Genomic DNA, 22,489 nt, shown 5'->3' on the forward strand with positions numbered 1-22,489 from the left:
TCCCCTTCTGCCATTATCTAAGGGCCTCGTCATTCCGAGCATCACGAAGGCTGACGTCGTGGCTCAGAATGACGAGAAAAAGGAGAGACACAATGAAATCAAACGGCGGTGACCTTATACAGCACGTAAGCAACACATGCAGTTAATTTTTTCACCATGTCCAAGTGCAAAAATTCATTAGGACCATGCGCATTCGATTGAGGTCCTAAAACTCCGGTAATCATAAATTGTGCCTCCGGAAATTTCTTTCCTAACATGCCCATAAAAGGTATGGTTCCTCCCTCGCCAAAGTAAGCAGCTGGTTTACCATAATAAGCCATTGATGCTTCATCAGCAGCTTTTTCCAGCCATGAAGCAAGTTCAGGTGCATTCCATCCTTGTGATCCATCACCGACCTTAAAACTTACTTTGGCATGATAAGGAGGATTGGTGGTTAAGGCATCATGCATTGCGGTTGCAGCCACTTTAGGGTCAAGTAGAGGTGGCAAACGCATAGACAGTTTTAATGCGGTTTGAGGGCGTAAAACATTTCCTGCGTCCGCTATGGCAGGAAATCCATTAGCTCCAGTCACTGTTAATGCTGGTTTCCAGGTTCGATTTAAAATTAATTGTTTTCTGTCCTTGGTTACTGGCTCAACCCCTGCATACAATGGAAATTCCGCATAAACCGAATCTCCTAGAACCTGAGCACATTTCTCGGCTTGCTGCGTTCTCTCTTCAGGAATATCACAATATAATTCAGGTAATTTCACTTCTCCAGAAACTTCATCTTCGATTCGGCTAATCAATTGTCGAGCAACCCTAAAACTGTCTGCAACAATACCACTTGCCGCACCAGAATGAACTCCCTCACGAATGAGTTCAACAGATAGTTCACCTACCAAATTACCGCGCAATGAAGTAGTCATCCATAATTGTTCGTAATTACCTGCTCCAGAATCAAGACAAATAACCAAGTTGGGTTTGCCAATTCGTTCATTAAGCAATTCAATGTAATAAGGCAGATCGTAACTGCCACTTTCTTCACACGCTTCAATAATTAAAACGCAACGTGGAATAGCTAAGCCTTGTTTTTGTAAAGCGGAAATCGCAGTTAACGAAGCATATGCAGAATAGCCATCATCGGCAGCTCCCCTGCCATACAAGCGCCCATCTTTTAATACCGGTTTCCAAGGATGCAAATCTTCGTTCCATCCTGACATTTCAGGTTGTTTATCGAGGTGGCCATACAACAAAACCGTTTCGTCAATTTGACCTGGAACTTCGATAAAAATTAAAGGGGTACGCCCTTCCAATCTCATAATTTCCAGCATCATCCCTTTAGGTGCATGGGCTTTACACCAATTAGCAATATGACTAACCGCCTGCTCCATTAATCCATGTTCCTGCCATTTTGGATCAAAATGAGGTGATTTATTCGGAATTTTTATGTACTCACATAAGCTGGGGATAATTTCCTTTTCCCATTGACCACATACAAAATCATACAGTGCTTGCGGATTGAACATGAACTTGCTCCTCAATTATAGCTACAATTTGGTCCGTAGCCGACTTAATATTTAGTGCATTGATTTTATTATGAATATCCTTTTTATTTTTCTCCAGTTCATGCAAGCTTTGCAGCAAAGTGTCTGTATTTAAAGAGCGATCTTCAATCACGAGGCTAATACCCAATCCTTGGAAATATCGTGCATTTTGGATTTGATCTCCTCGACTGACCTCAGCCGGTAAAGGAATTAAAATATGGGGCTTGCCTAGAGCCAAAATCTCATAAAGGGAATTTGCTCCAGCCCGAGAAATAATGATTGACGCTGCAGCAAACAAATCAGCTAATTCTTCATGAACATATTCAAATTGTTTGTACCCTACATAATCAATTAAAGAAGGTTCTAATTTCCCTTTCCCACAAATATGAATAATTTGATAGTTCTTGGTTAATTGCTCTAGTGCATCACGAATACTGCGATTGATAGAGCCGGCCCCCAAACTACCCCCTATCACTAAAAGACAAGGTTTTTTAGAATTAAATCCACAGAACTCATGACCGCGTTCACTATTACCTTCAAACAACTGTTCACGGATAGGCGTACCCGTCACTTCTATTTTATTTTGTCTTTTAAAGTGCTTTTTTCCCGCCTCAAAAGTCAGGCAAATTTTATTAACAAAAGGAAAACAAAGCCGATTAGCAAGTCCAGGACTCATATCCGATTCATGAGCAACAACAGGAATCCGATTTAACCAAGCCCCCACTACCACTGGAAATGCAACAAACCCTCCCTTGGAAAAGACGACATCGGGTTTCATCTTATTAAGCAGGAAAAATGATTGAACGATGCCCAATATAATTTTAAAAGGATCCAATAAGTTTTTTACACTCAAATACCGTCGTAATTTACCGCTGCTGATCCCATAAAATGGGATTTTAAGTGGTTCTATCATCTGCTTTTCAATTCCATTCGTCGAACCAATATAGGCAATGTCCCAACCTTTTTGACTTAATTCACGTATCAATGCCATATTAGGCGCTACATGTCCTGCGGTACCTCCTCCCGTAAAAACAATCATGGGCATCATAAAATCTTCCTAATAAGTAAACTTAAGTCTATAGCTTGAATCGACTTGGTAATCGCACCAACGGAGATGAAATCAACACCTAACCGCCCTATTGCAGCAATATTTTCCAGAGTAACCCCTCCGGATACCTCTAAGGTGCAATGTTTTGGTTGATTCAATCTCACTGCTTCTTCAAGCATACCCTGACTAAAATTATCCAGCATAATTCGATCTGGATGAGCACAAATGGCTTCGCGCAACTCATCCAGAGTTTCCACCTCTACCTCAACTAACATTTCTTTATGACTTTGTCTTGCCAAAGCAACCGCTTTAGCTACGGAGCCACAGGCTGCAATATGATTTTCTTTAATTAAAACAGCATCGTAAAGCCCCATACGGTGATTAACACCACCCCCACAAGTCACAGCATATTTTTGGGCCGCTCTTAATCCTGGAATCGTTTTACGCGTATCCAGTAATCGAGTCGGCGTGCCCTGCAGCTTTTGGGCATATCGATATGTTTGCGTTGCTGTGGCAGAAAGAGTTTGTAAGAAATTTAATGCCGTACGTTCACCTGTTAAAATACTTCTTCCTGAGCCGTATAGAGTACATAGAGCATATGGTTCTGCTAACCATTCCCCCTCAACAACATGCCACTCCACTTTAATTTGGTCATCCAGTTGATTAAATACCTCTTTGACCCAAGCTTGACCACATACTACCATAGGCTCCCGGGAAATAATTTCAGCCTCAACCTGAAGCTGGGGAGACAACAAAATCGCAGTAACATCGCCATCACCTACATCCTCATATAATGCACGGGATACATCGGCTTTTACGTCTAAAGAGGGGTTATTCATGGGCTAGTTTCCTATCTTTTGCCGCATAACGTGCTTTGAGTAACATAGGGGCAATAAAAGTGGTAATCATAACCATCAAAACGATCGCGGAAAATAAATCATCGGAAATAACACCCAGAGTCCGACCAATTGAAGCAAACACTAGACCCACTTCACCTCGTGGTAACATACCCATACCAATCAGCAAGCGATCATCTGAGGGGCGCGCCCCATAGCCACTGATTAATTTACCTACTACCGCGGCGACGATTAAACCACTAGCCAAAATGATGACATTCCAATGGTAAAAACTTTCTAATTTAACCTGAATACCAATCACGATAAAAAACATAGGCGCTAATATGGATTCCAAAGGAGATAGTAAATGATAGATACTGCGATTTTCTTGTTGGCTCAAAGGGATACCATCAAAGTAGTCATCATGAAGAATTATCCCCGCAGTAAACGCACCAATAATTGTGGCAAGTTGAAGCACTGAGGCCAACCAAGAGAGAATCATAATAAACAGGAAGGAAATAAATAACTTTGCTTCCCATGGTTCAAGAAAACGAAAAAAATGAATTGCCTTACGTAAAACAATCGGACCTAAGAACAAAGTTCCTGCAAAAAATAATGTCGCACTCACGATGATGCGTAATACAACCATTATATCGACTGCACCACTAATGACTAAGGAACTAACCACAGCTAAAATGATTAGGCCCAATACATCATCTAACATTGCTGCACCCAAAATGATTTTTGCTTCCCGAGTACGTAATTTTTTCATTTCAGTCAGTACTCTGGCTGTAATACCTATACTGGTCGCACTCAGCGTAGCTGCGATAAATAAATCAGATTGATAGGAACCATTAGGCATTAATAGGTAAGCGACACCAAAACCCAGGAGCATCGGTGCGATCACCCCAATCAAAGCAACAAAAAATGAATCACGGCCTGTATGTTTCATTTCTGCTATTGAGCCTTCCAAACCGACCATAAAGAGAAGAAAAATAACCCCATATCGAGAAAAAATATCCACAATATAAGCTATTTTCAGAAAATCAGAGCCGTGCGGCCCGCTTAAAGCGCCAACAATTTGTTGTGCATAATTGGTGTTTGGGATTATCGATGTAACTGCTTGATTTAACGGAACTCCTTTGAGTATTTCTCTGACTATATCAAAAATGGAAGAACCTTCTCTGAGTAAAATTGCCAATGGAAACCCGTAATAATAAAATAGATTACCGACAAGAATTCCCATCACTAACTCACCAAGAACGCTAGGCTGATTTAAGCGTCTTGCGGTATAACGGCCAATAATTGCAAAGAAAAAAATAGTAGTCACACCAAGCAATACAAACGCAACCGGATCAACATGATCAGGCTCAGCCGAGGCAAAAGCCATCGCAGGGCATATTCCTACAATAAAAAGCCACCATTTTAAACGCTGCATTACAGTTCCATACTTTGCTAAAATACTCTCTTCGTCAATGTACTCGTAACCTGGTGAAACGGAGTGAACCCCGGTTACGGCACCTCCTAGCTTTCTCCCAGGCTACCCTGAAAACATTGCTTGCACGGTTACATCAGTCTCATATAGGCTATTGTTTTGCCAAAAATAAACAGGTTTCCAATACAGAGTCTGGGTTAAGTGACACACTCTCTATGCCCTCTTTCATTAACCATAGTGCAAAATCCTGATGGTCTGAAGGTCCCTGGCCACAAATACCTATATATTTATTCGCCTTTTTACATGCAGAAATGGCCATATGTAACAACGCTTTGACTGCGTCATTACGCTCATCAAATTGAGCAGCAATCAATCCTGAATCTCTATCTAAACCTAAGGTTAACTGAGTCAAGTCATTAGAACCTATCGAAAAACCATCAAAATATTCTAAAAATTTTTCTGCCAACAAGGCATTGGAGGGTACTTCACACATCATGATAACACGCAGTCCATTTTTGCCTCGCTCTAGCCCGTGTTGTTTTAAAACTTGAATAACATTACTTGCTTCAGAGACAGTCCTGACGAAGGGGATCATCACTTCTACATTGTTCAAGCCCATTTCCTCTCGAACTCGACGAACTGCTTTACACTCCAAAGCAAAGCAGTCGGCAAAAGATTCTGAAACATAACGTGATGCGCCTCTAAAACCCAACATCGGATTTTCTTCATGTGGCTCATATAAATTACCGCCAACAAGATTAGCATATTCATTGGATTTGAAATCTGATAATCGCACAATGACAGGCTTAGGATAAAACGCAGCAGCAATTGTCGCAATTCCCTCTTTTAATCGTTCGATATAATATTCAACTGGAGAAGCATAGGCCGCTGTTTTTTCGATAATAAATTGTTTTAACTCTTTATCTTTTAGGTTATCAAAATCGAGCAATGCGCGTGGATGAATACCAATCGTATTGGAAATTAAAAATTCTAAGCGCGCTAAACCAACCCCTGAGTTAGGAATGGATTGGAATGTAAAGGCTCTTTCCGGATTCCCCACATTCAACATGACTTTCATTGGTAGCTCAGGCATCGTTTCTACATCAAGACGCTCTTGCTCATAAGGTAATAAACCTGCGTAAACATAACCGTTATCCCCTTCCGCACAGCTCACCGTCACTTCATCACCATCACGTATGGTTTTCGTCGCATCCCCACATCCGACCACTGCAGGAATACCCAACTCACGCGCGATAATAGCAGCGTGACATGTTCTACCACCACGGTTGGTCACAATAGCAGAAGCACGCTTCATAACCGGTTCCCAATCAGGGTCAGTCATATCAGAAATCAATACATCACCGGGTTGGACTCGGTCCATTTCACCTACGTCTTTAATAATTCGTGCTTTACCTTGGCCTATACGTTGTCCGATACTGCGGCCTTCGGCCAGTACTTCGCCCTTCTTTTTAAGGGTATATCGTTCCAATATTTGTTTATTGTCACGGCTTTTTACTGTTTCTGGACGAGCTTGTAATATGTATAGTTGACCATTCAAGCCATCTTTTGCCCACTCTATATCCATAGGCCGTCCATAATGCTCCTCAATAATCATCGCTTGATGAGCCAAACGTTCCACCTCATCTGGGGTTAAAGAAAATAATAATCGCTCTTTCGGATCAACTTCCACCGTTTTAACGCGTTCTTTCTTGCTGGGATCATCACAATAAACCATCTTTAATGCTTTACTACCCAGATTTCTGCGAATTACTGCGGGTTTACCTGCTTTTATCCCAGGTTTATGGACGTAATATTCATCAGGGTTTACGGCTCCCTGAACAACCATCTCACCCAAACCATAGGATGAAGTAATGAATACTACCTGATCAAAACCTGACTCAGTATCCATAGTAAACATCACTCCACTTACCGCCAAATCACTACGAATCATCTGTTGAATACCTGCAGATAAAGCGACCTCATGATGTTCAAACTGATGATGTGTACGATAAGTAATGGCTCTGTCATTGAATAATGATGCAAAAACATGCTTTATGGAAAGTAGAACCTCATCAATCCCTTTTACATTTAAAAAAGTTTCTTGCTGACCGGCAAAGGAGGCATCAGGTAAGTCTTCTGCTGTTGCTGATGAACGAACTGCCACACTAAAGTTATCATGGCCAATCGTTTTTGCCAGCTGTTCGTAGGCAACTCGCACTGAGCGTTCAAACTCAGGGGTAAATGGCGTGTTGACAATCATTTGTCTGATTTCTTTCCCTACCACAGCTAATTGCTGCACATTTTCTGCATCCAGGTTTGCTAATTTTGCATAGATTTTTTTATCTAAATTATCCTGAGACAAAAACTCCCGGAATGAATCTGCGGTCGTCGCAAAGCCACCAGGAACAGCAACCCCTGCTGAGGATAAATGACTGATCATCTCTCCAAGAGAGGCATTTTTTCCACCAACCTGCTCCAGGTCGTGCATGCCAAGATGTGCTAAATCAATAATATGTGTTTTGACCGTCATAGATACCCCAAGCCCATAAAATGATAAGTTGTCATTTTACTGAAAATGTCCGGCTATGGGAATTGAAACTTTATTGTCAGACAATATTCGTACTCATACCTTAAATTCATCAGAGTGTTTTCTTAATTCTGGATATGAGTACCAATACTTGGGTCTGTTTACGATTCACTTGATTATGCGTTACTTGCAGCCAAAGCCTGAGAAAAATCCTTATGGAAATTCGCGGCGCCCAGAAGTTCAATGATCCCCCCTTTGCGTAGTTTTTCCTCTACTCGTGAATTAGCTCCACTCAAAATCACTCTCACTTTTCGTTCGTGTAACTCTTCAATAACTTCTTCCAAAGTTTGCAAACCGGTTACATCCATAAAAGGAACCCAACGCAATCTGATGATTAAAGTCTTGGGATCAGAATGAGTCACTGCTAAAGCATGTTGAAATGCTTCAGCGGCTGCAAAGAAAAAAGGGCCTTCGACAGCATAAACCAATACACCATTTGGCAAATTGTCCATATTTTGTCGTGCCAACTCATGCGCCAATTCTTCCTGAGACATTTGTTGTACTTCAACGCTAGAAGCCATACGCCGTATAAAGTGCAACACTGCAATAATTACACCTATATTTACTGCAACCACCAAATCAACAAACACCGTAAGGAAAAAAGTGACTAATAAAATCACCACATCAGCTTTGGGGGCACGTTGTATTAGTTTAACAAAATGTTTTACTTCACTCATATTCCAAGCGACAACAAATAAAATTGCGGCCAATACGGTTAGAGGTATATTTACGGCCAAAGGAGCTAAGAAAAGAATAATGAGTACTAATGTGAGTGCGTGAATTATCCCTGCTAAAGGGCTATTTCCCCCATTGCGAATGTTGGTCGCAGTTCGGGCAATCGCCCCTGTTGCCGCAAACCCTCCAAATAAGGGTGCAAAAATATTCGCGATTCCTTGACCAATGAGCTCCTGATTGGAATTATGTTTTGTGCCCGCCATTCCATCAGCGACTACTGCAGATAAGAGAGACTCTATCGCACCAAGCATGGCAATAGTAAACGCAGGTCCTATCAATTCGAGCACTCTATCTATGGTCAGATCAGGGAGTTTAAATTCGGGTAAACCTTGAGGTATTCCTCCAAATAAGGAACCTATGGTTGCCACCCCAGAAAAATGATAAAAAGACTGTAATATGGAAACGGTTAATAAAGCAACAAGTGGGCCTGGGACACGTTTTAATCCAGGAATTCTGTTTGAACAAATGACTAGGAATAACGAGAAAAAGCCCAAAATAGTTGTAGGTACATTGAGCTGAGGAAGGGTATGCAATAAGTACCATAATTTTTCGTGAAAATGGCCGCTACCTCCAGAGGGAAGACCAAAAAAGTAATGCCATTGTCCAACCCAAATGACCACACCGATTCCTGCTGTAAAACCAATAATTACGGGGGCAGGTATAAATTTAATAATGCCGCCTAAACGAGCCAGGCCAAAAAATAATAACATGAACCCCGCAATCAAGGTGGAAATTTGCAAACCAGAAACCCCGTATTTTGCAGTGATACCTGAAAGGACTACAATAAATGCGCCTGTAGGACCTGCAATTTGTAAACGACTTCCACCCATCACTGAAACAATTATCCCAGCGATAATTGCTGTATAAATCCCTTGTTCCGGCCTCACGCCCGAAGCAATAGCAAATGCCATCGCAAGAGGCAAAGCGACAACTCCTACAATAATTCCCGAGATAATATTTTGTAACCAATATTTTTTGTGGAACAGACCTGCTTGATAGGATTCGATTATGGTTTTCATAAAATGATGTGACTTATTTTTAAAAATGAAATCATTATACACAAACATATTAAAAAGATATCAAATTTGAGATAAAATTCCTTACTTTAATTCACATCTGGTCGCGCATCTAATATTATATGTGCTTTATCATTAGGGCTAGCTACTTATGACTCTTACTGCTTTAAATGCGATCTCTCCAATCGATGGACGTTATATCAATAAAACACGGGCTCTGAGTCCTTATTTTAGTGAGTTCGCCTTAATTTATTATCGCCTCACTGTAGAAATTCGCTGGCTCGAATCTTTAGCTGCGAATAACTCGATTACAGAGGTTCCGCAATTGAATCAAAAAGCTAAAGATTTTCTCAATGATCTGATTGCCAATTTTGATGAAACTGAGGCGATCAAAATTAAAGAATTTGAAAAGAAAACAAATCATGATGTTAAAGCAATAGAATATTATCTAAAAGATAAATTCCAGCAAAATGACAGCTTGAAAGCAGTTACTCCATTCATACATTTTGCTTGTACCTCAGAGGACATCAACAATTTAGCTTATGCGTTAATGGTAAAACAAGCAATTGCACAGGTCATTCAACCTACGCTTGCTGAAATCATGGGCGGCATTACGCTCCTTGGGAAACAACATGCTGATGTCCCTATGTTATCCAGAACCCATGGCCAGCCAGCAACGCCCACAACCATGGGGAAAGAGCTTGTCAATTTTGTTGCTCGTCTCAAAAGGCCACAACAACAACTATGTGAAGTCTTGATCCCAGGTAAATTCAACGGTGCTGTTGGTAATTATAATGCCCATGTTGTAGCTTATCCAGAAGTAGACTGGCGTAAACACTGTGCTAACTTTGTCACCTCTCTGGGGCTGTCTTTTAATGCCTATACTACGCAAATTGAGCCACATGATGGTTTGGCAGAAGTATCACAAATCATGATCCGTATTAACAATATTTTACTGGATTATACTCAGGACATCTGGAGTTATATTTCTCTAGGCTACTTTAAACAAAAAACTGTAGCTGAAGAAGTTGGTTCCTCCACCATGCCTCATAAGGTAAATCCTATTGATTTTGAGAATGCAGAAGGAAATCTGGGGGTAGCCAACGCACTATTCATTCATTTTGCTAATAAACTCACACAATCAAGACTGCAACGCGATTTATCTGACTCTACTGTTTTACGCAATATAGGGATGGGATTTTCTTACAGCTTGATCGCCTATCTCTCTCTGACTAAAGGTAATGATAAATTACAAATCAATAAACGTGCTTTACAAGAAGATTTAAAATCGAACTGGGAAGTACTTGCGGAAGCGGTGCAAACGGTGATGCGCCGATATAATGTCCCTAATGCATATGAACAATTAAAAGCATTAACCCGGGGACAAGGAATAGATGAGCAAAGCCTCAAGTCATTTATTAAGGAACTCTCTATACCCGAAGAAGCGAAAGCGCAACTGCTTAAACTGACACCAGAAAACTATACGGGGCTAGCAACTCAGTTAGTAAAGGCCTTTTTATGAGTGATACACTCACACAACAAGGACAAACTTTTGAGTTTGATGTGCTTGTGATTGGTACAGGACTAGCGGGTTTGCAATATTGTTTGCAGCTCATTAGTCTGCAGCCACGTCTAAAGATCGCCTTAATTAGCAAGGCAGAGTCTATTGAATGCAATAGTCGTTACGCTCAGGGCGGAATCGCTGCTGTTTTTTCAGCAGAAGACTCCCTAGAATCACATATTTCGGACACTCTGGTTGCAGGCGATGGTCTGTGCTATCCGCCAGCTGTTGAATTCATTATTCGGCAAGGTCCAGACGCAATAAAACAACTGAATGAATATAATGTTCACTTTAAACAAGACAGCAAAGGCAATTTCAATTTAGCACAAGAAGGCGGACACTCTCACCGGCGTATCTTTAATTGTGGCGATCAAACCGGTTTATCCATCACACAAATAATGAATCAACGTGCTTTGCAAAGTGAACAGATTAGTCTTTTTGAACATCATGTTGCGGTAAACCTCATTACTCATTACCATCCCCATCGCACCGATATTCAAGGTGAAGTTTTAGGGGCCTATGTTTTAGATTGCTCCGCCAACCGTATTCATACTTTTTTAGCAAATTGCGTGATACTGGCTACAGGAGGGGCAGGTAAAACATACAGATACACCACCAACCCCATGGTTGCCACCGGAGATGGGGTGGCCATGGCTTATCGTGCTGGAGCTCGTGTCGGTAACATGGAATTTTACCAGTTTCACCCCACCCTGCTGCATCATCATTCTTTAAATAATTTTCTCATTTCGGAAGCAGTACGTGGTGAAGGGGCATTACTTAAAAATGCCGAGACCGGTGAACGGTTCATGAAACAGTACGCGCCAGAACAAATGGAGTTGGCAACACGTGATGTGGTTGCACGCGCCATTTTTAGTGAAATTGAACGCAGTCAAATGGGATATGTCTATCTGGACATTACCCATCAATCCAAAGAATTTTTGAAAAAACGCTTCCCGCAAATTTATACAACGCTCTTATCCATTGGCATTGATATGAGTCAGGATATGATTCCTGTTGTGCCGGCAGCACATTATCAATGTGGGGGAATACTTACCGATATTGATGGCCGTACGGATTTAAAACGCCTCTATGCCATAGGTGAAGTGGCGTTTACTGGTTTACATGGTGCCAATCGCCTGGCGAGTAACTCCTTACTTGAAGCTTTAGTTATGGGTTCCAATGCCGCACGATGTACTTTAAAAGATATTTCTTCCCCTTGGAAATATACCGAACATATTCCGAACTGGAGTGCTCCAAGTGAAGTCAATGCACGACGTGCCAGCCAAATTAATGCCCAGTGGCGGGGATTAAGAGGAGAAATGACTTCTTATGCTGGGATAGTCCGGACTGAGGCAGGGCTTGAAGATCTACTACAATTAATAATAAAACGAAAAAAAATAATTGAAGAGTATTATTGGAGGCATTGCATCACCCGAGATTTTATTGAGCTGAGAAACATTATTCTTAATGCTGAATTAATTGTAAGAGCTGCTCTCGCAAGGCGAGAATCACGTGGTGGTCACTTCCGTGAAGATTATCCTAATAAAAAAGCTGAGGCACAAGAAAGTATTGCCAAACTGGGATTAATGGATACTGCACCTGAATAATAAATTTAATGTAGGTTGGGTACAGCTACCTTCATCCCGGGCGTAGCTAGGGATGGCGGGATTCTATTGCACCCAGGCTCAATATTCCAAACGACACATTAAAATGATTTGAGGCAAAAATAGATGTTTAAAAATCCCACCATTTACACCCCTGAAACAACATTAATGCATATCCGCAACGATATGAGCATTTGTCAAAGTGACTACCCGATAGACTGGTATCAGGAAGACTTTATCCCATATGCCCAAGAATACCAAGCATTGCCAGATCGTAAACTCACCACCGTTTTAGCATGGATGACTCCTTATCTCAAAAAAGCACAGGATCATTTTGGAGAGCGTTTATTACTCTTGGCACATTATTATATGGGTGGTGATATTGTCCGCTTAGTCGAGCAATTTGGTGGCCTTATTGGTGATTCCTATCAATTAGCCTTGATGGCAGCCGAGCATCCTGAAAAATCCGTTATTATTGAATCAGCAGTACATTTCATGGCTGAATCAATTAGTATTTTAGCGAATAAGAACCAACAAGTGTACATTACTAATCCTAAATCCGGTTGCACGATGGAGATGCTTGCTAAAGACTTCATGGTTGAACCTGCTTTTCTTGATTTGAATGAACGTTATGGTGCCGAGAATATTTTACCTGTTTGCTATATGAATACTTCAGGCCGAGTGAAGGCGCTTACTGGAGCCCAAGGTGGTGCAGTATGTACCAGCTCCAACGTAAAAAAAATATTTCAATGGGCACTGAAGCAAAATAAAAAGATTCTCTTCATTCCCGATCAACATATGGGCGAGAATGTCGCCTATTGGTTAGGCATAAAAAATCGTGCCTACTGGCCAGGTGGAACTGCAGGAGCCCAATATTGTCTTGCAGGTCAAGATGCAAAAACACTGAAGCAGTTTGATGACGCTCAACTCATTCTATTTGCCAGCCAATGTGCCGTGCATACGCATTATCAACCGGAAATGTGCGATTATTGGCATCATCAAGGATATACTACGATTGTTCATCCTGAATGCCGCAATTCAGTAATCAAAGTAGCACAGCACTCAGGTTCTACCGCCTTCATCTGGGATTATGTGGTTCATGATCGTGCCAAGACCAAACGGTATGCTATTGGTACTGAGAATCATATGGTAGAAAACCTCAAACAACATTGTAAAGGCTTAAATATAGAAGTAGTCAATTTGGCTGAAGCACCTAAAACAGAAAATGAAAAAGGTATTGGCTGTGGTTGCGCGACCATGTCACGCAATGATCCTCCGCATCTGGTCGCCCTTGTCGATTTGCTAAGACAAGGAAAAACCATGGCTTATAATGAGGTTAAAGCTGGAGATGTGGTCAATGAATTCACTGGAAGCCGACATAGATTACCTGAGCATGATCAGCAATGGGTTATCGATAATGCCAAGAAATCTTTGCAAATGATGATTGATATAACGGAAGATCGTATTTAATTCTTTCACTTAAATGGATTTAAAAAATTGTAGCCTGGCTGGCATAGCAAACCCGAAAAACCCCATACCTTATAGCCAAGCGTAACCTGAATTACGCTTGGCTGTACTTGAGTAGAAATTACCAGCAATCTTAATGACATGCACAACTAGGTGATTGGGAGCCATCTTTACACGTTAGAAAACCAGTAGATTTATTGCATTGACCTACCCCACCGTGTTTCGAACAACAACCTTTATTACTTGTACCGCTGGTTGTAGTACTTGTTGTACTGGTTGTAGGTTTAGTAGTAGTCGATTTTCCACTCCACCAGTGAGTTTTAGGCTTGGTTGGAGTTGTCGTGGTAGTTGAAGTAGTTGGAGGAGTCGCAGTTGTTGTTTTGGTAGTTTTTTGCTTGGTCGTTGTTGCCGTCTTTTCTTTCTTACACTTGCATGTTGGTGACGCCGTACCATCCTTACACATTTGAAAGCCAGTCGTTTTATTACAGGAGGCCACCCCGCCATGCCCTGAACAACATGCCGCATATACCGCTAACGGACTACTCAGTAAAAAAAGTACAGCAACAAACTGGTTTGTCCATCTAGAAGCCCTATTCGTATTTTTCATTTGAAACTCCATTTTCGTCTATGACATTAATAATATAGACCATATTTATTTAAACGACACAAAGGCTGATACCCCTAAACATGGACCTACAAAATTAATTTCCACAAATAAGTAACACGCCGATTTGCTTTAAACTTAATTGCCTTCTTTAAACCCAAAAAATCCTTTAATCTTGGCAAAAAAACCTTCAGCTTCAGCTTCGAGCTCTCGTAAGTCGCCCAATTTTTGAACGATACCCATTTCCTCTTCGTTAAGTTCCACACCAATTTTACTTAATGCTTGCTGCGGATCATCTTTTAATTCACTAAAAAAGTTAGGATCGTTTTTAATCGCTTCCATTACCGCCATCACTTTGGGGCTTTGGCTTGTAAGTGTACTGAAATCCATAATCATGACTCCTTAGATGACTTAACCTAACATATAGTTATTTTAGTACATAAATTAATCAATTCTATCGATAATGTTCACACCATACCCGTGTTTTAAATTATGCTGTATCAAATTGACATTGATCCAATCCTCGAGTACAAACAAAACCATTTAATGTCTCAATCCAACTGTAATCCTGACGCGATGGGATTTTAGTTAGGGTCTGCCACCAGATGGAGTATTCACCCGCGGAGTTCTTATAAGTACAAACCACTCCTTGTCCATAACCTGCAACTAAAATATTTGCCCGAACAAAATAGGTATTCTCATCCCCTTGTGGAGGATTAGGCGAATAAGGATTGACAGTCCACGGAGCGGGTGGAACGCCCCATTTTAATGAAGTCGTTTGCGGATCAGGACAATTCATCGCATAAGCAACACCAACAAATTGCGCAAGAAAAAAACTAAATCGAATAAAATGATATTGCCTCATAAAACCCACTTTGATAATTAGCTATTTTTTAAATAATAATATACTAAAACCCATTGTGAGAATTTTTTTCTTTGTTATAATGGCCGCTCAAATGCCTGGGTGGCGGAATTGGTAGACGCGCCGGATTCAAAATCCGGTGGTGGTGACACCGTGTGGGTTCGAGTCCCACCCTAGGTACCATTAAGTTATTTATTTTCTTCACGTTACATCCCTTCTCAAAAATTCATAAGCAACCTTTTTATAAAAATAATTGAAGACCTCTAAATTCCAAATGAACCTTATTAAACGTTTTCGCCCATTTTTGCACGGTGCTGATGCAGGTTGCGCCTTGGCCAAACTACTTTTTAAACTAAAAAATAAAACCGGCCTATACTATAAAGAAATAGGACATATGCTTTACGAAACTTAAGGAATTAAGATGTCGACCAAGTGGATTAAGAGTCATCTGACTTTGATAGCAGGACTTTCATTACCCATTCTACTCATGCTTGTATTTTTGATTTCTAATTTTTCATTTTTAAAAACTGATCCACCACGTTATAGTCTGCTCTTCTCTGTCTTAGACTCCTCAACGGGCTCCTTTCCGGTGCAAGTGAATCTAATCGTTAAAAATGATAAGTTGGTGGCCCAATACTCAAAAACTCAAAATAATTATTGGGGAATAAAAAAACTCTACTTCTTTGATGCAAAAACACAAAAAGTACGTGAACTTCCTTTAGATTTCCCTAATTTTAAAGATAACTCAAGTTTTAAAGAGGAAGCGGTGCAATCAGCACAACAATTTAAACTGGATACATCACTGGAGTCTCCTGATGGCTATGTTTTGTATACCGACAATAATAATTTGAATACTGGATTGTTGTCCGATCTTCTTATTGGTAATAACTATAAAAATAATTATATTTGTCTTAAAAAAAATGCTACCTGCTTTAAATTATCCAACCCTAGTTTAGGACGCTATTTTACTTCGAGTAATGTTCAATTTGTTGGCTGGATTAAACCATGAATAAAGAGCAAGCGTTAGAAAAAATCGTTGATCTTGCCAAACAATATCACATAGAAATTAAAGAAATTGCCATCGCCTTGAAACCGAATCAATCGCCAACCCCGACAGATCAAAACAGCTGGCTAAACAAACTGTACAGTTATCTAGGTGGCATCCTAATCCTTGCAGGTATTTGCGCACTGATTGTGATGAAATGGGAAGAATTCAACATCTACGAACGTGTGACCTTGACTTTAGGCTTTGGCTTCTCGTCTTATATTTTGGCATTTGTATGCTTCAAACACCCTAATTATCAAAAAGCTGCGACACCATTATTGCTGATTGCCTTATTCCTTGAACCAACGGGACTAGTCATCTTGTTGCAAGAGTATCCTACGATCCTCCCAATGGGGTGGTTATTCATCATAGTCATTATCTATTTTACGCATCAACATCTTGCAATTATATGGGATAAGTCATTCATTCTTACAATCACCACAGTGGTATTTGGATGTATCGTTTTTTCCTCTACAACAGGGACTAATCGAATTTTTTTAAGTTTAGGTTTTGGATTTTTAACTTTTACTTTGGGTCTTTACTATCGAGACAAATCATCCAAAATGAGCGCCCCTTTGTTTCTTGTTGCCGCAGTTCTTGAAGCCGGTGGATTGCTTACTTTTTTATCACAATATACTTCCATACTAATGCCGACATGGGGGGTATTGTTTGTAAGCTTTATCCTCTTTTTACAGTATGGCATAACATTTGTAAGCACAAGACTGACAGTACTGGCTTTTATGACGCTGGTTTTCCTCTACTCTTTTTTCCTCGCAACATTTGAATTACTGGGGGTACCAGAGCGTTTACAATGGTTTGTACTCAGTAGTTCATTACTAACAGTCAGTTCATTTATAAATCATTCAAAATACCAAAGCATTGCTGGTTTACTCTTTTTCATATCATCAGTCGTGCTACTCTCTGTAACATTCGATATCGTTAGAGATAAACCTTATGAAATCCTCTATCTGGGTTTGGCTTGTGGATTAATTTACATGGCAATTATGGAAAGCAGCCGCGTCTTACTCTTCATCGCAAGTTCGGCCACCCTGTGCTTTATTTTGTATTTTTCAAGCCAACACTTCCCCCACACTATAGGGTGGCCGATTACATTGATTATCACTGGAATACTCTTAGTAGGAGTCAGTGGTATTGTTATTAAACTAAATAAAAAATATATGTAGCAGGTATATCAAACTCTTGAAGAAAGGTCGAATTTCAGTACAGGTTGAACGAAAATCTTTTGAAATTGCGGAGGGTAGACGAACTAGGTGAACATTTTGGTAAAGATTTCATTTAAGATGTACCCCCATTCTTTGATGCAGGGTGACGGTTTACCTAATGGGATTCAATTCACCCTCTTTTTCTACTGCATTGAGGTTTTGTCGATTTTCTTTTGTTTGTTCTTTAATCATAATTAAAAAAGGAATGAACAGTAGAGCAAATACAACGGAGAGTTGATACAAACCGACCCAGCCTATGGCGATTTGAATCGTTGCTGCAACAGGTCCAGAGAGAATACGCGGTAATGTAGATAGTGCAACAAGCATCGAAAATTGGGTTCCGGTATACTGTTTGTCAACTAAACGCATGAATAACGCAACAAGCGCTGTAGAGCCCATTCCCGCTGCAAAATTATCAAAAAATACTGAAATTGCCAACAAGGGAATATTTTTTCCAATTATGGCTAAAGCAACAAATAAAACATTGGTCAATGCTTGCAATAATCCAAAGATCAGTAACGAGCGATACAACGAGTAACGCATCAATATAAATCCTGCACACACGCCGCCAAGTAAAATGGAACCGACTCCTAGCATTTTATTGATGTAACCGATGGTCTCTAAAGAAAAACCAAGCCCTTGAATTAAGAAAGGCATAACAATACCACTGGTAGTTGTTGTAAAAGCTTCACCTAACTTATAACAAAAAATAAAAAGTAGCAGTGGGATAATGCCTGGACGAAATATCAATTCCTTAACGGGAGCGATAAAAGATAAAGCAAAATTACTCCTCTCTTTAATGTCAACACTGGGTTCCTCACTAAAGAACACAGCAAACATGCCCGCGATCATCATGAGCCCCATAAAACGGTAGGTATAAGCCCAACCTAATTTTTGTGCCATAACTAAAGCCAAACCACCAGACAATAATAACGCGATTCGATAGCCTAATACTGCTAAAGAAGCTCCCAAAGCATGTTCGCCGACGGGTAAATATTCTGCTCTGTGCGCATCAATCGCTACATCTTGGGTGGCAGAAAAACACGCTAAAATCAGAGCCAAAAAAGCCATTAATTTAGGATATTGCTCTGGAGTAAACCACGCCATCAAGTTAAATCCAAGGAGCAATAAAAATTGCATACTTAAAATCCAACTCCGTCTTTTTCCCATACTAAAGAGCGAGTATCGGTCTAAAATAGGTCCCCAGAAAATTCGGTAAGCATAGGGCAAACTAACTAAACTTAAAGTTCCGGTAGCAAAAACGGACATCCCGCTGTATGCAAACCATGCCTGTAAGGTACTGCTGATTAAAGCCATAGGCAAGCCAGAGGAAAAACCTAAAATGAACACAATAAAGAGTCGTTTATTCATTTTGCGGATCTCTCAAAGGCGGAAAAAATGATCTTGAAAGAAAACCTCACTCCGACTTTTAGGAGTGAGGTACGATAAGGAGGGAAATTCCCTTCTCATTGATTAGGCAGCTTTTTTAACGGAAATCAAATGAATTTTGAAAATTAAAGTTTCATTTGGACCGATAGGACCACCAACGCTACGTGGGCCATAAGCTAAGTCTGAAGGTACGAAAATTTCCCAAGTAGAACCAGCAGGCATCAATTGTAATGCTTCGGTCCAACCAGGTATTACTTGCGATACTTGGAATGTCGCTGGTTTACCTGCTTTTTCAGTGCTGTCAAATACAGTACCGTCAATTAAAGTACCAGTATATTCAACGGTTACTGTATCAGATTTGCCTGGCTTAGCTCCTGTACCGGCTTCAATAACTTTATATTGCAAACCACTTGGCAATACAACTACACCTGATTTGGATTTGTTTGTTGATAAGAACGCTTCACCTTTAGCTTTGTTCTCTTCAGCCTTTTTATTGAACTCGGCGCTGCGCTTTGCCATCAAATCTTTCTGAAATTTATTCAGAACATCTTTCATTTGTTGTTCGGTCAAAATCAATTGGGCACCAGACATTCCATCTTGCATTCCCTTAGCTAATGCGTCCGGATTAATATCAATACCTTGATTTTTGAAGTTTTTTCCTAAATCAGCACCAATACTATAAGATAATTTATCTTTATCCGTAACAAGCGATGTAGCATCAGTAGCAGCCATTGCAGTAGACATTGCCAGCCCCATAATGGCCGCAGTGACCAATTTCATCTTCATAAAGAATCCCCTTGTAGTCTTTCTGTTGTGCATATCCTCTCAATTTCTTATGGAAGATATTGCATTCTAAAATGCATCATAATTCTGCCTAAATTCACGTGAAATTACCAGTATTTAAATGCGATTAATTGTAATTATATTACAAAGTTTATTGAATTCATGACTGTCCTCAAATGCCTATCCCTGGTAGCACTGAGTAACAGCGAAGCCACGGCGAACTGAAAGTCAATAGGTTCACTATAATTAAAATAGACAAATAACTAAGATCCCTCTACACTTTGCACTAATTGTAACTAGAGATTAACCCACATGAACATCAGTGTTTTTGATTTATTCTCCATTGGAATTGGTCCTTCAAGCTCCCATACTGTTGGCCCTATGCTTGCTGCTAATGCTTTTTTAAAATTATTGGACGAGATGCAGCTCCTGAATCAGGTACAACGCGTTAAAACCGAACTTTATGGTTCACTTGCTTTAACAGGCAAAGGTCATGGAACAGATAAAGCGATTTTAAATGGATTAGAAAACAAAGCACCTGAGACTGTTGCTCCTGAATCGATGGTTCCGCGTATGCATGAGATTCTCGGCTCCCATACGCTCAATTTAGCCGGCAAGAAAAATATTCACTTTAACGAATCAACAGACTTTCTGTTTTTGCAAAAAGAGCTTTTGCCAAAACATTCTAATGGAATGCGTTTTTCCGCTTTTGATAGCCAAGATAATTTATTAATTGCTCAAGTTTATTACTCAATTGGCGGTGGTTTTATTACTACCGAAGAAGATTTTTCCAAAGCCACTGAAGAGACCAACCCACCTCCATATCCGTTTGCAACCGCAGCCCAACTCTTGGAATTATGTGAGAATAATAATTTAAGTATTGCGGAATTAATGCTTATTAATGAAAAAACATGGCGCAGTACTGAGGAAATCCATCATGGAATTTTGGCAATTGCCAAAGTTATGGATGATTGCATCGCTAATGGATGCAAGCATGATGGCATTTTACCAGGCGGCCTTAACTTAAAAAGACGCGCTCCTGATTTATATAAAAAGCTCATGAATGAAAAAGGGGTAAAAAGCATTTTCGAACAATCAGATATCATGAACTGGCTCAATCTTTATGCCATGGCTGTCAATGAAGAGAATGCAGCGGGTGGACGTATCGTTACGGCACCGACTAATGGGGCTGCAGGTATTATTCCTGCTGTGCTCAAATATTGCCAGCACGCACATGATAGAATGAGTAATGAGGACATATACACTTATTTTCTTACTGCAGCAGCGATAGGCATACTTTACAAAAAAGGAGCTTCTATTTCTGGGGCTGAAGTAGGATGCCAAGGTGAAGTAGGTGTTGCCTCTTCTATGGCTGCAGCTGGTCTTACAGCAGTTCTTGGGGGCACTGTAGCTCAAGTTGAAAACGCAGCAGAAATCGCAATGGAACACCATTTAGGAATGACCTGTGATCCTGTATTGGGTTTAGTACAAATACCATGCATAGAACGTAACGCTATGGGTGCAGTAAAAGCAGTTAATGCAACACGAATGGCACTTATTGGTGATGGTCAACATCAAATTTCGTTAGATAAAGTGATTAAAACAATGAAGCAAACAGGAATGGACATGCAAAGTATTTATAAAGAAACATCTATGGGCGGCTTAGCAGTTAATTTACCGGAGTGTTAAGAACGGTGTATCGGCTGATTTGATGTTTTGTATAATAAATTTCTCTAAGCCAATTATCCTATGCTCATGCATCTCCTTATAAAATGACTGAATTTCCTCTTCTAAACATGAAGAGGATAGTTCAGTTACAATCCCCTTAAGTTTTTCCATCTTTTTATTGACTCGCATATTCCTATACTGCTCCTCTCCGCCTCTATCTTTAACAAAAAATAAATTCTTACTTATCGAATGCCATGCGGTTTCACCCTTGGAGTTCACAATCTCATCTTTGAGGTTTTCCGAATCACGAACTTCTTTTTCTAGTTCAGGTACAGCGTGTTTTGTTCTTAAGAGCCTGACAGGTAGAGAGCTCGCAACGAGTTTAAAATCATAGATCTCATTGAGTTCCTCCTCCGTATAACAATTCGTGAGCGATTCACGAAATTGCGTCAAGGTCCTTATTGCCTCATCTATTTTTATTTCCTGTTGATGAGCCCTCATATAATCATAAACTGGGTTGTACTGATCTTGATTTGATAACATTGAAACATTATCGGTCACAAAATAAGCACATGCACGCCCTTTCATTTGTAATGTGTCTATGGGAATATAAATCATCAATGTGCACAACTTACTTAAACTACCAAACCTCATCCTACTGCTTAATAAATTCGTTAAAACGAGCGATTGTTTGAAACCAAGCGGATCACAAATTAAAATATCTAAACCAGGAGGGGTTTCTGTTCCTTTAAAATTGAATTCTAAAAAAGACCAATGATTTAATTGCGCACTTCCGTCCCATTTTGAAAAAGCAATTTCAAACCGCAAATCTTTGACACAAGACTCAATCATTTGCTCAATAATCCCTGCTAAAACATCCATTTCATCATAGCTTATTGCGAATGCGTTAAATTGATTGCTCCTTTTTTTCAACCGGTTTTTTAAATGTAAAAAAAATGCCATAAGGTCTTCAGGGATACTGTCAGGCTTTCCACTAAGTGCGAGTAATGATTTGATCTCCGAAATATTCTTCATGGTTGAAATGATCTGATATTTAATTATTTTTTTATTAATCTAAATGAGTTTGATAAAAATGAAAA

General features: G+C 40.1%; 18 protein-coding genes and 1 tRNA gene. 7 read left to right on the plus strand and 12 right to left on the minus strand.

Features of this window, described 5'->3' with window-relative positions; all coding sequences use genetic code 11:
- Positions 1–98: 98 nt before the first annotated feature.
- The 6 genes from OQJ13_RS03160 to OQJ13_RS03185 all read right to left on the minus strand — a co-directional run bounded on the left by OQJ13_RS03160 (position 99) and on the right by OQJ13_RS03185 (position 9,186).
- Complete coding sequence (locus OQJ13_RS03160; protein ID WP_265709131.1) at positions 99–1,508, minus strand: M20 family metallopeptidase; 1,410 nt, start codon at positions 1,506–1,508, stop codon at positions 99–101.
- Entirely contained in the window at positions 1,483–2,574 is a 1,092-nt protein-coding gene (locus tag OQJ13_RS03165) for an undecaprenyldiphospho-muramoylpentapeptide beta-N-acetylglucosaminyltransferase (RefSeq protein ID WP_265709132.1), read from the minus strand. The genes OQJ13_RS03160 and OQJ13_RS03165 overlap by 26 nt, the downstream gene beginning before the upstream one ends.
- Entirely contained in the window at positions 2,571–3,413 is an 843-nt protein-coding gene (nadC, locus tag OQJ13_RS03170) for a carboxylating nicotinate-nucleotide diphosphorylase (RefSeq protein WP_265709133.1), read from the minus strand. Before nadC ends, OQJ13_RS03165 begins: the two co-directional genes overlap by 4 nt.
- A complete protein-coding gene (locus tag OQJ13_RS03175; RefSeq protein ID WP_265709134.1) occupies positions 3,406–4,848 on the minus strand; it encodes a cation:proton antiporter in 1,443 nt (480 codons plus the stop codon). The genes nadC and OQJ13_RS03175 overlap by 8 nt, the downstream gene beginning before the upstream one ends.
- 148 nt (positions 4,849–4,996) lie before the next feature.
- Positions 4,997–7,375, minus strand: a complete 2,379-nt coding sequence (gene ppsA / locus OQJ13_RS03180; protein ID WP_265709135.1) for a phosphoenolpyruvate synthase — start codon at positions 7,373–7,375, stop codon at positions 4,997–4,999.
- Positions 7,376–7,548: 173 nt separating this feature from the next.
- On the minus strand, positions 7,549–9,186 hold the full coding sequence (locus OQJ13_RS03185) for a SulP family inorganic anion transporter (protein WP_265709136.1): 1,638 nt from the start codon (positions 9,184–9,186) through the stop codon (positions 7,549–7,551).
- A gap of 148 nt (positions 9,187–9,334) precedes the next feature.
- Here OQJ13_RS03185 and purB point away from each other — a divergent pair, with 148 nt between their 5' ends.
- The 3 genes from purB to nadA all read left to right on the plus strand — a co-directional run bounded on the left by purB (position 9,335) and on the right by nadA (position 13,818).
- On the plus strand, positions 9,335–10,705 hold the full coding sequence (purB, locus tag OQJ13_RS03190; RefSeq protein WP_265709137.1) for an adenylosuccinate lyase: 1,371 nt from the start codon (positions 9,335–9,337) through the stop codon (positions 10,703–10,705).
- Positions 10,702–12,351 carry an L-aspartate oxidase gene (gene nadB / locus OQJ13_RS03195; protein ID WP_265709138.1) on the plus strand — a complete coding sequence of 550 codons (1,650 nt, stop codon included), beginning with the start codon at positions 10,702–10,704 and terminating at the stop codon, positions 12,349–12,351. The genes purB and nadB overlap by 4 nt, the downstream gene beginning before the upstream one ends.
- Before the next feature lie 123 nt (positions 12,352–12,474).
- Positions 12,475–13,818, plus strand: coding sequence for a quinolinate synthase NadA (nadA, locus tag OQJ13_RS03200; protein ID WP_265709140.1), 1,344 nt, complete (start codon positions 12,475–12,477; stop codon positions 13,816–13,818).
- A 130-nt stretch (positions 13,819–13,948) separates the two neighbouring features.
- Here nadA and OQJ13_RS03205 read toward each other — a convergent pair whose 3' ends face one another.
- The 3 genes from OQJ13_RS03205 to OQJ13_RS03215 all read right to left on the minus strand — a co-directional run bounded on the left by OQJ13_RS03205 (position 13,949) and on the right by OQJ13_RS03215 (position 15,284).
- Complete coding sequence (locus OQJ13_RS03205) at positions 13,949–14,422, minus strand: hypothetical protein (protein WP_265709141.1); 474 nt, start codon at positions 14,420–14,422, stop codon at positions 13,949–13,951.
- A gap of 135 nt (positions 14,423–14,557) precedes the next feature.
- Positions 14,558–14,809: a hypothetical protein gene (locus OQJ13_RS03210; RefSeq protein ID WP_265709142.1), complete on the minus strand. Its 252-nt coding sequence runs from the start codon at positions 14,807–14,809 to the stop codon at positions 14,558–14,560.
- Positions 14,810–14,909: 100 nt separating this feature from the next.
- Entirely contained in the window at positions 14,910–15,284 is a 375-nt protein-coding gene (locus OQJ13_RS03215) for a DUF3757 domain-containing protein (RefSeq protein WP_265709143.1), read from the minus strand.
- A gap of 93 nt (positions 15,285–15,377) precedes the next feature.
- Here OQJ13_RS03215 and OQJ13_RS03220 point away from each other — a divergent pair.
- The 3 genes from OQJ13_RS03220 (at position 15,378) to OQJ13_RS03230 (ending at position 17,510) form a co-directional block, all read left to right on the plus strand.
- A tRNA-Leu gene (locus tag OQJ13_RS03220) sits at positions 15,378–15,464 on the plus strand.
- 238 nt (positions 15,465–15,702) lie between these two features.
- A complete protein-coding gene (locus tag OQJ13_RS03225) occupies positions 15,703–16,290 on the plus strand; it encodes a hypothetical protein (RefSeq protein WP_265709144.1) in 588 nt (195 codons plus the stop codon).
- Positions 16,287–17,510, plus strand: coding sequence for a DUF2157 domain-containing protein (locus tag OQJ13_RS03230; protein WP_265709146.1), 1,224 nt, complete (start codon positions 16,287–16,289; stop codon positions 17,508–17,510). The genes OQJ13_RS03225 and OQJ13_RS03230 overlap by 4 nt, the downstream gene beginning before the upstream one ends.
- Positions 17,511–17,660: 150 nt before the next feature.
- On the opposite strand, the gene OQJ13_RS03235 is transcribed toward OQJ13_RS03230, so the two are convergent.
- Both OQJ13_RS03235 and OQJ13_RS03240 read right to left on the minus strand, forming a co-directional pair.
- Positions 17,661–18,920 carry an AmpG family muropeptide MFS transporter gene (locus tag OQJ13_RS03235; protein ID WP_265709148.1) on the minus strand — a complete coding sequence of 420 codons (1,260 nt, stop codon included), beginning with the start codon at positions 18,918–18,920 and terminating at the stop codon, positions 17,661–17,663.
- A 102-nt stretch (positions 18,921–19,022) separates the two neighbouring features.
- The gene (locus tag OQJ13_RS03240; RefSeq protein WP_265709149.1) at positions 19,023–19,724 is read right to left on the minus strand and encodes an FKBP-type peptidyl-prolyl cis-trans isomerase; all 702 of its coding nucleotides are present in this window, start codon (positions 19,722–19,724) and stop codon (positions 19,023–19,025) included.
- Positions 19,725–20,033: 309 nt separating this feature from the next.
- Here OQJ13_RS03240 and OQJ13_RS03245 point away from each other — a divergent pair, with 309 nt between their 5' ends.
- The gene (locus tag OQJ13_RS03245) at positions 20,034–21,410 is read left to right on the plus strand and encodes an L-serine ammonia-lyase (protein ID WP_265709151.1); all 1,377 of its coding nucleotides are present in this window, start codon (positions 20,034–20,036) and stop codon (positions 21,408–21,410) included.
- Here OQJ13_RS03245 and OQJ13_RS03250 read toward each other — a convergent pair.
- On the minus strand, positions 21,396–22,424 hold the full coding sequence (locus tag OQJ13_RS03250; protein WP_265709152.1) for a hypothetical protein: 1,029 nt from the start codon (positions 22,422–22,424) through the stop codon (positions 21,396–21,398). The genes OQJ13_RS03245 and OQJ13_RS03250 overlap by 15 nt on opposite strands.
- Between the last annotated feature and the right edge of the window lie 65 nt (positions 22,425–22,489).

It is taken from the genome of Legionella sp. PATHC035 (assembly GCF_026191115.1).
Lineage (GTDB): Bacteria > Pseudomonadota > Gammaproteobacteria > Legionellales > Legionellaceae > Legionella.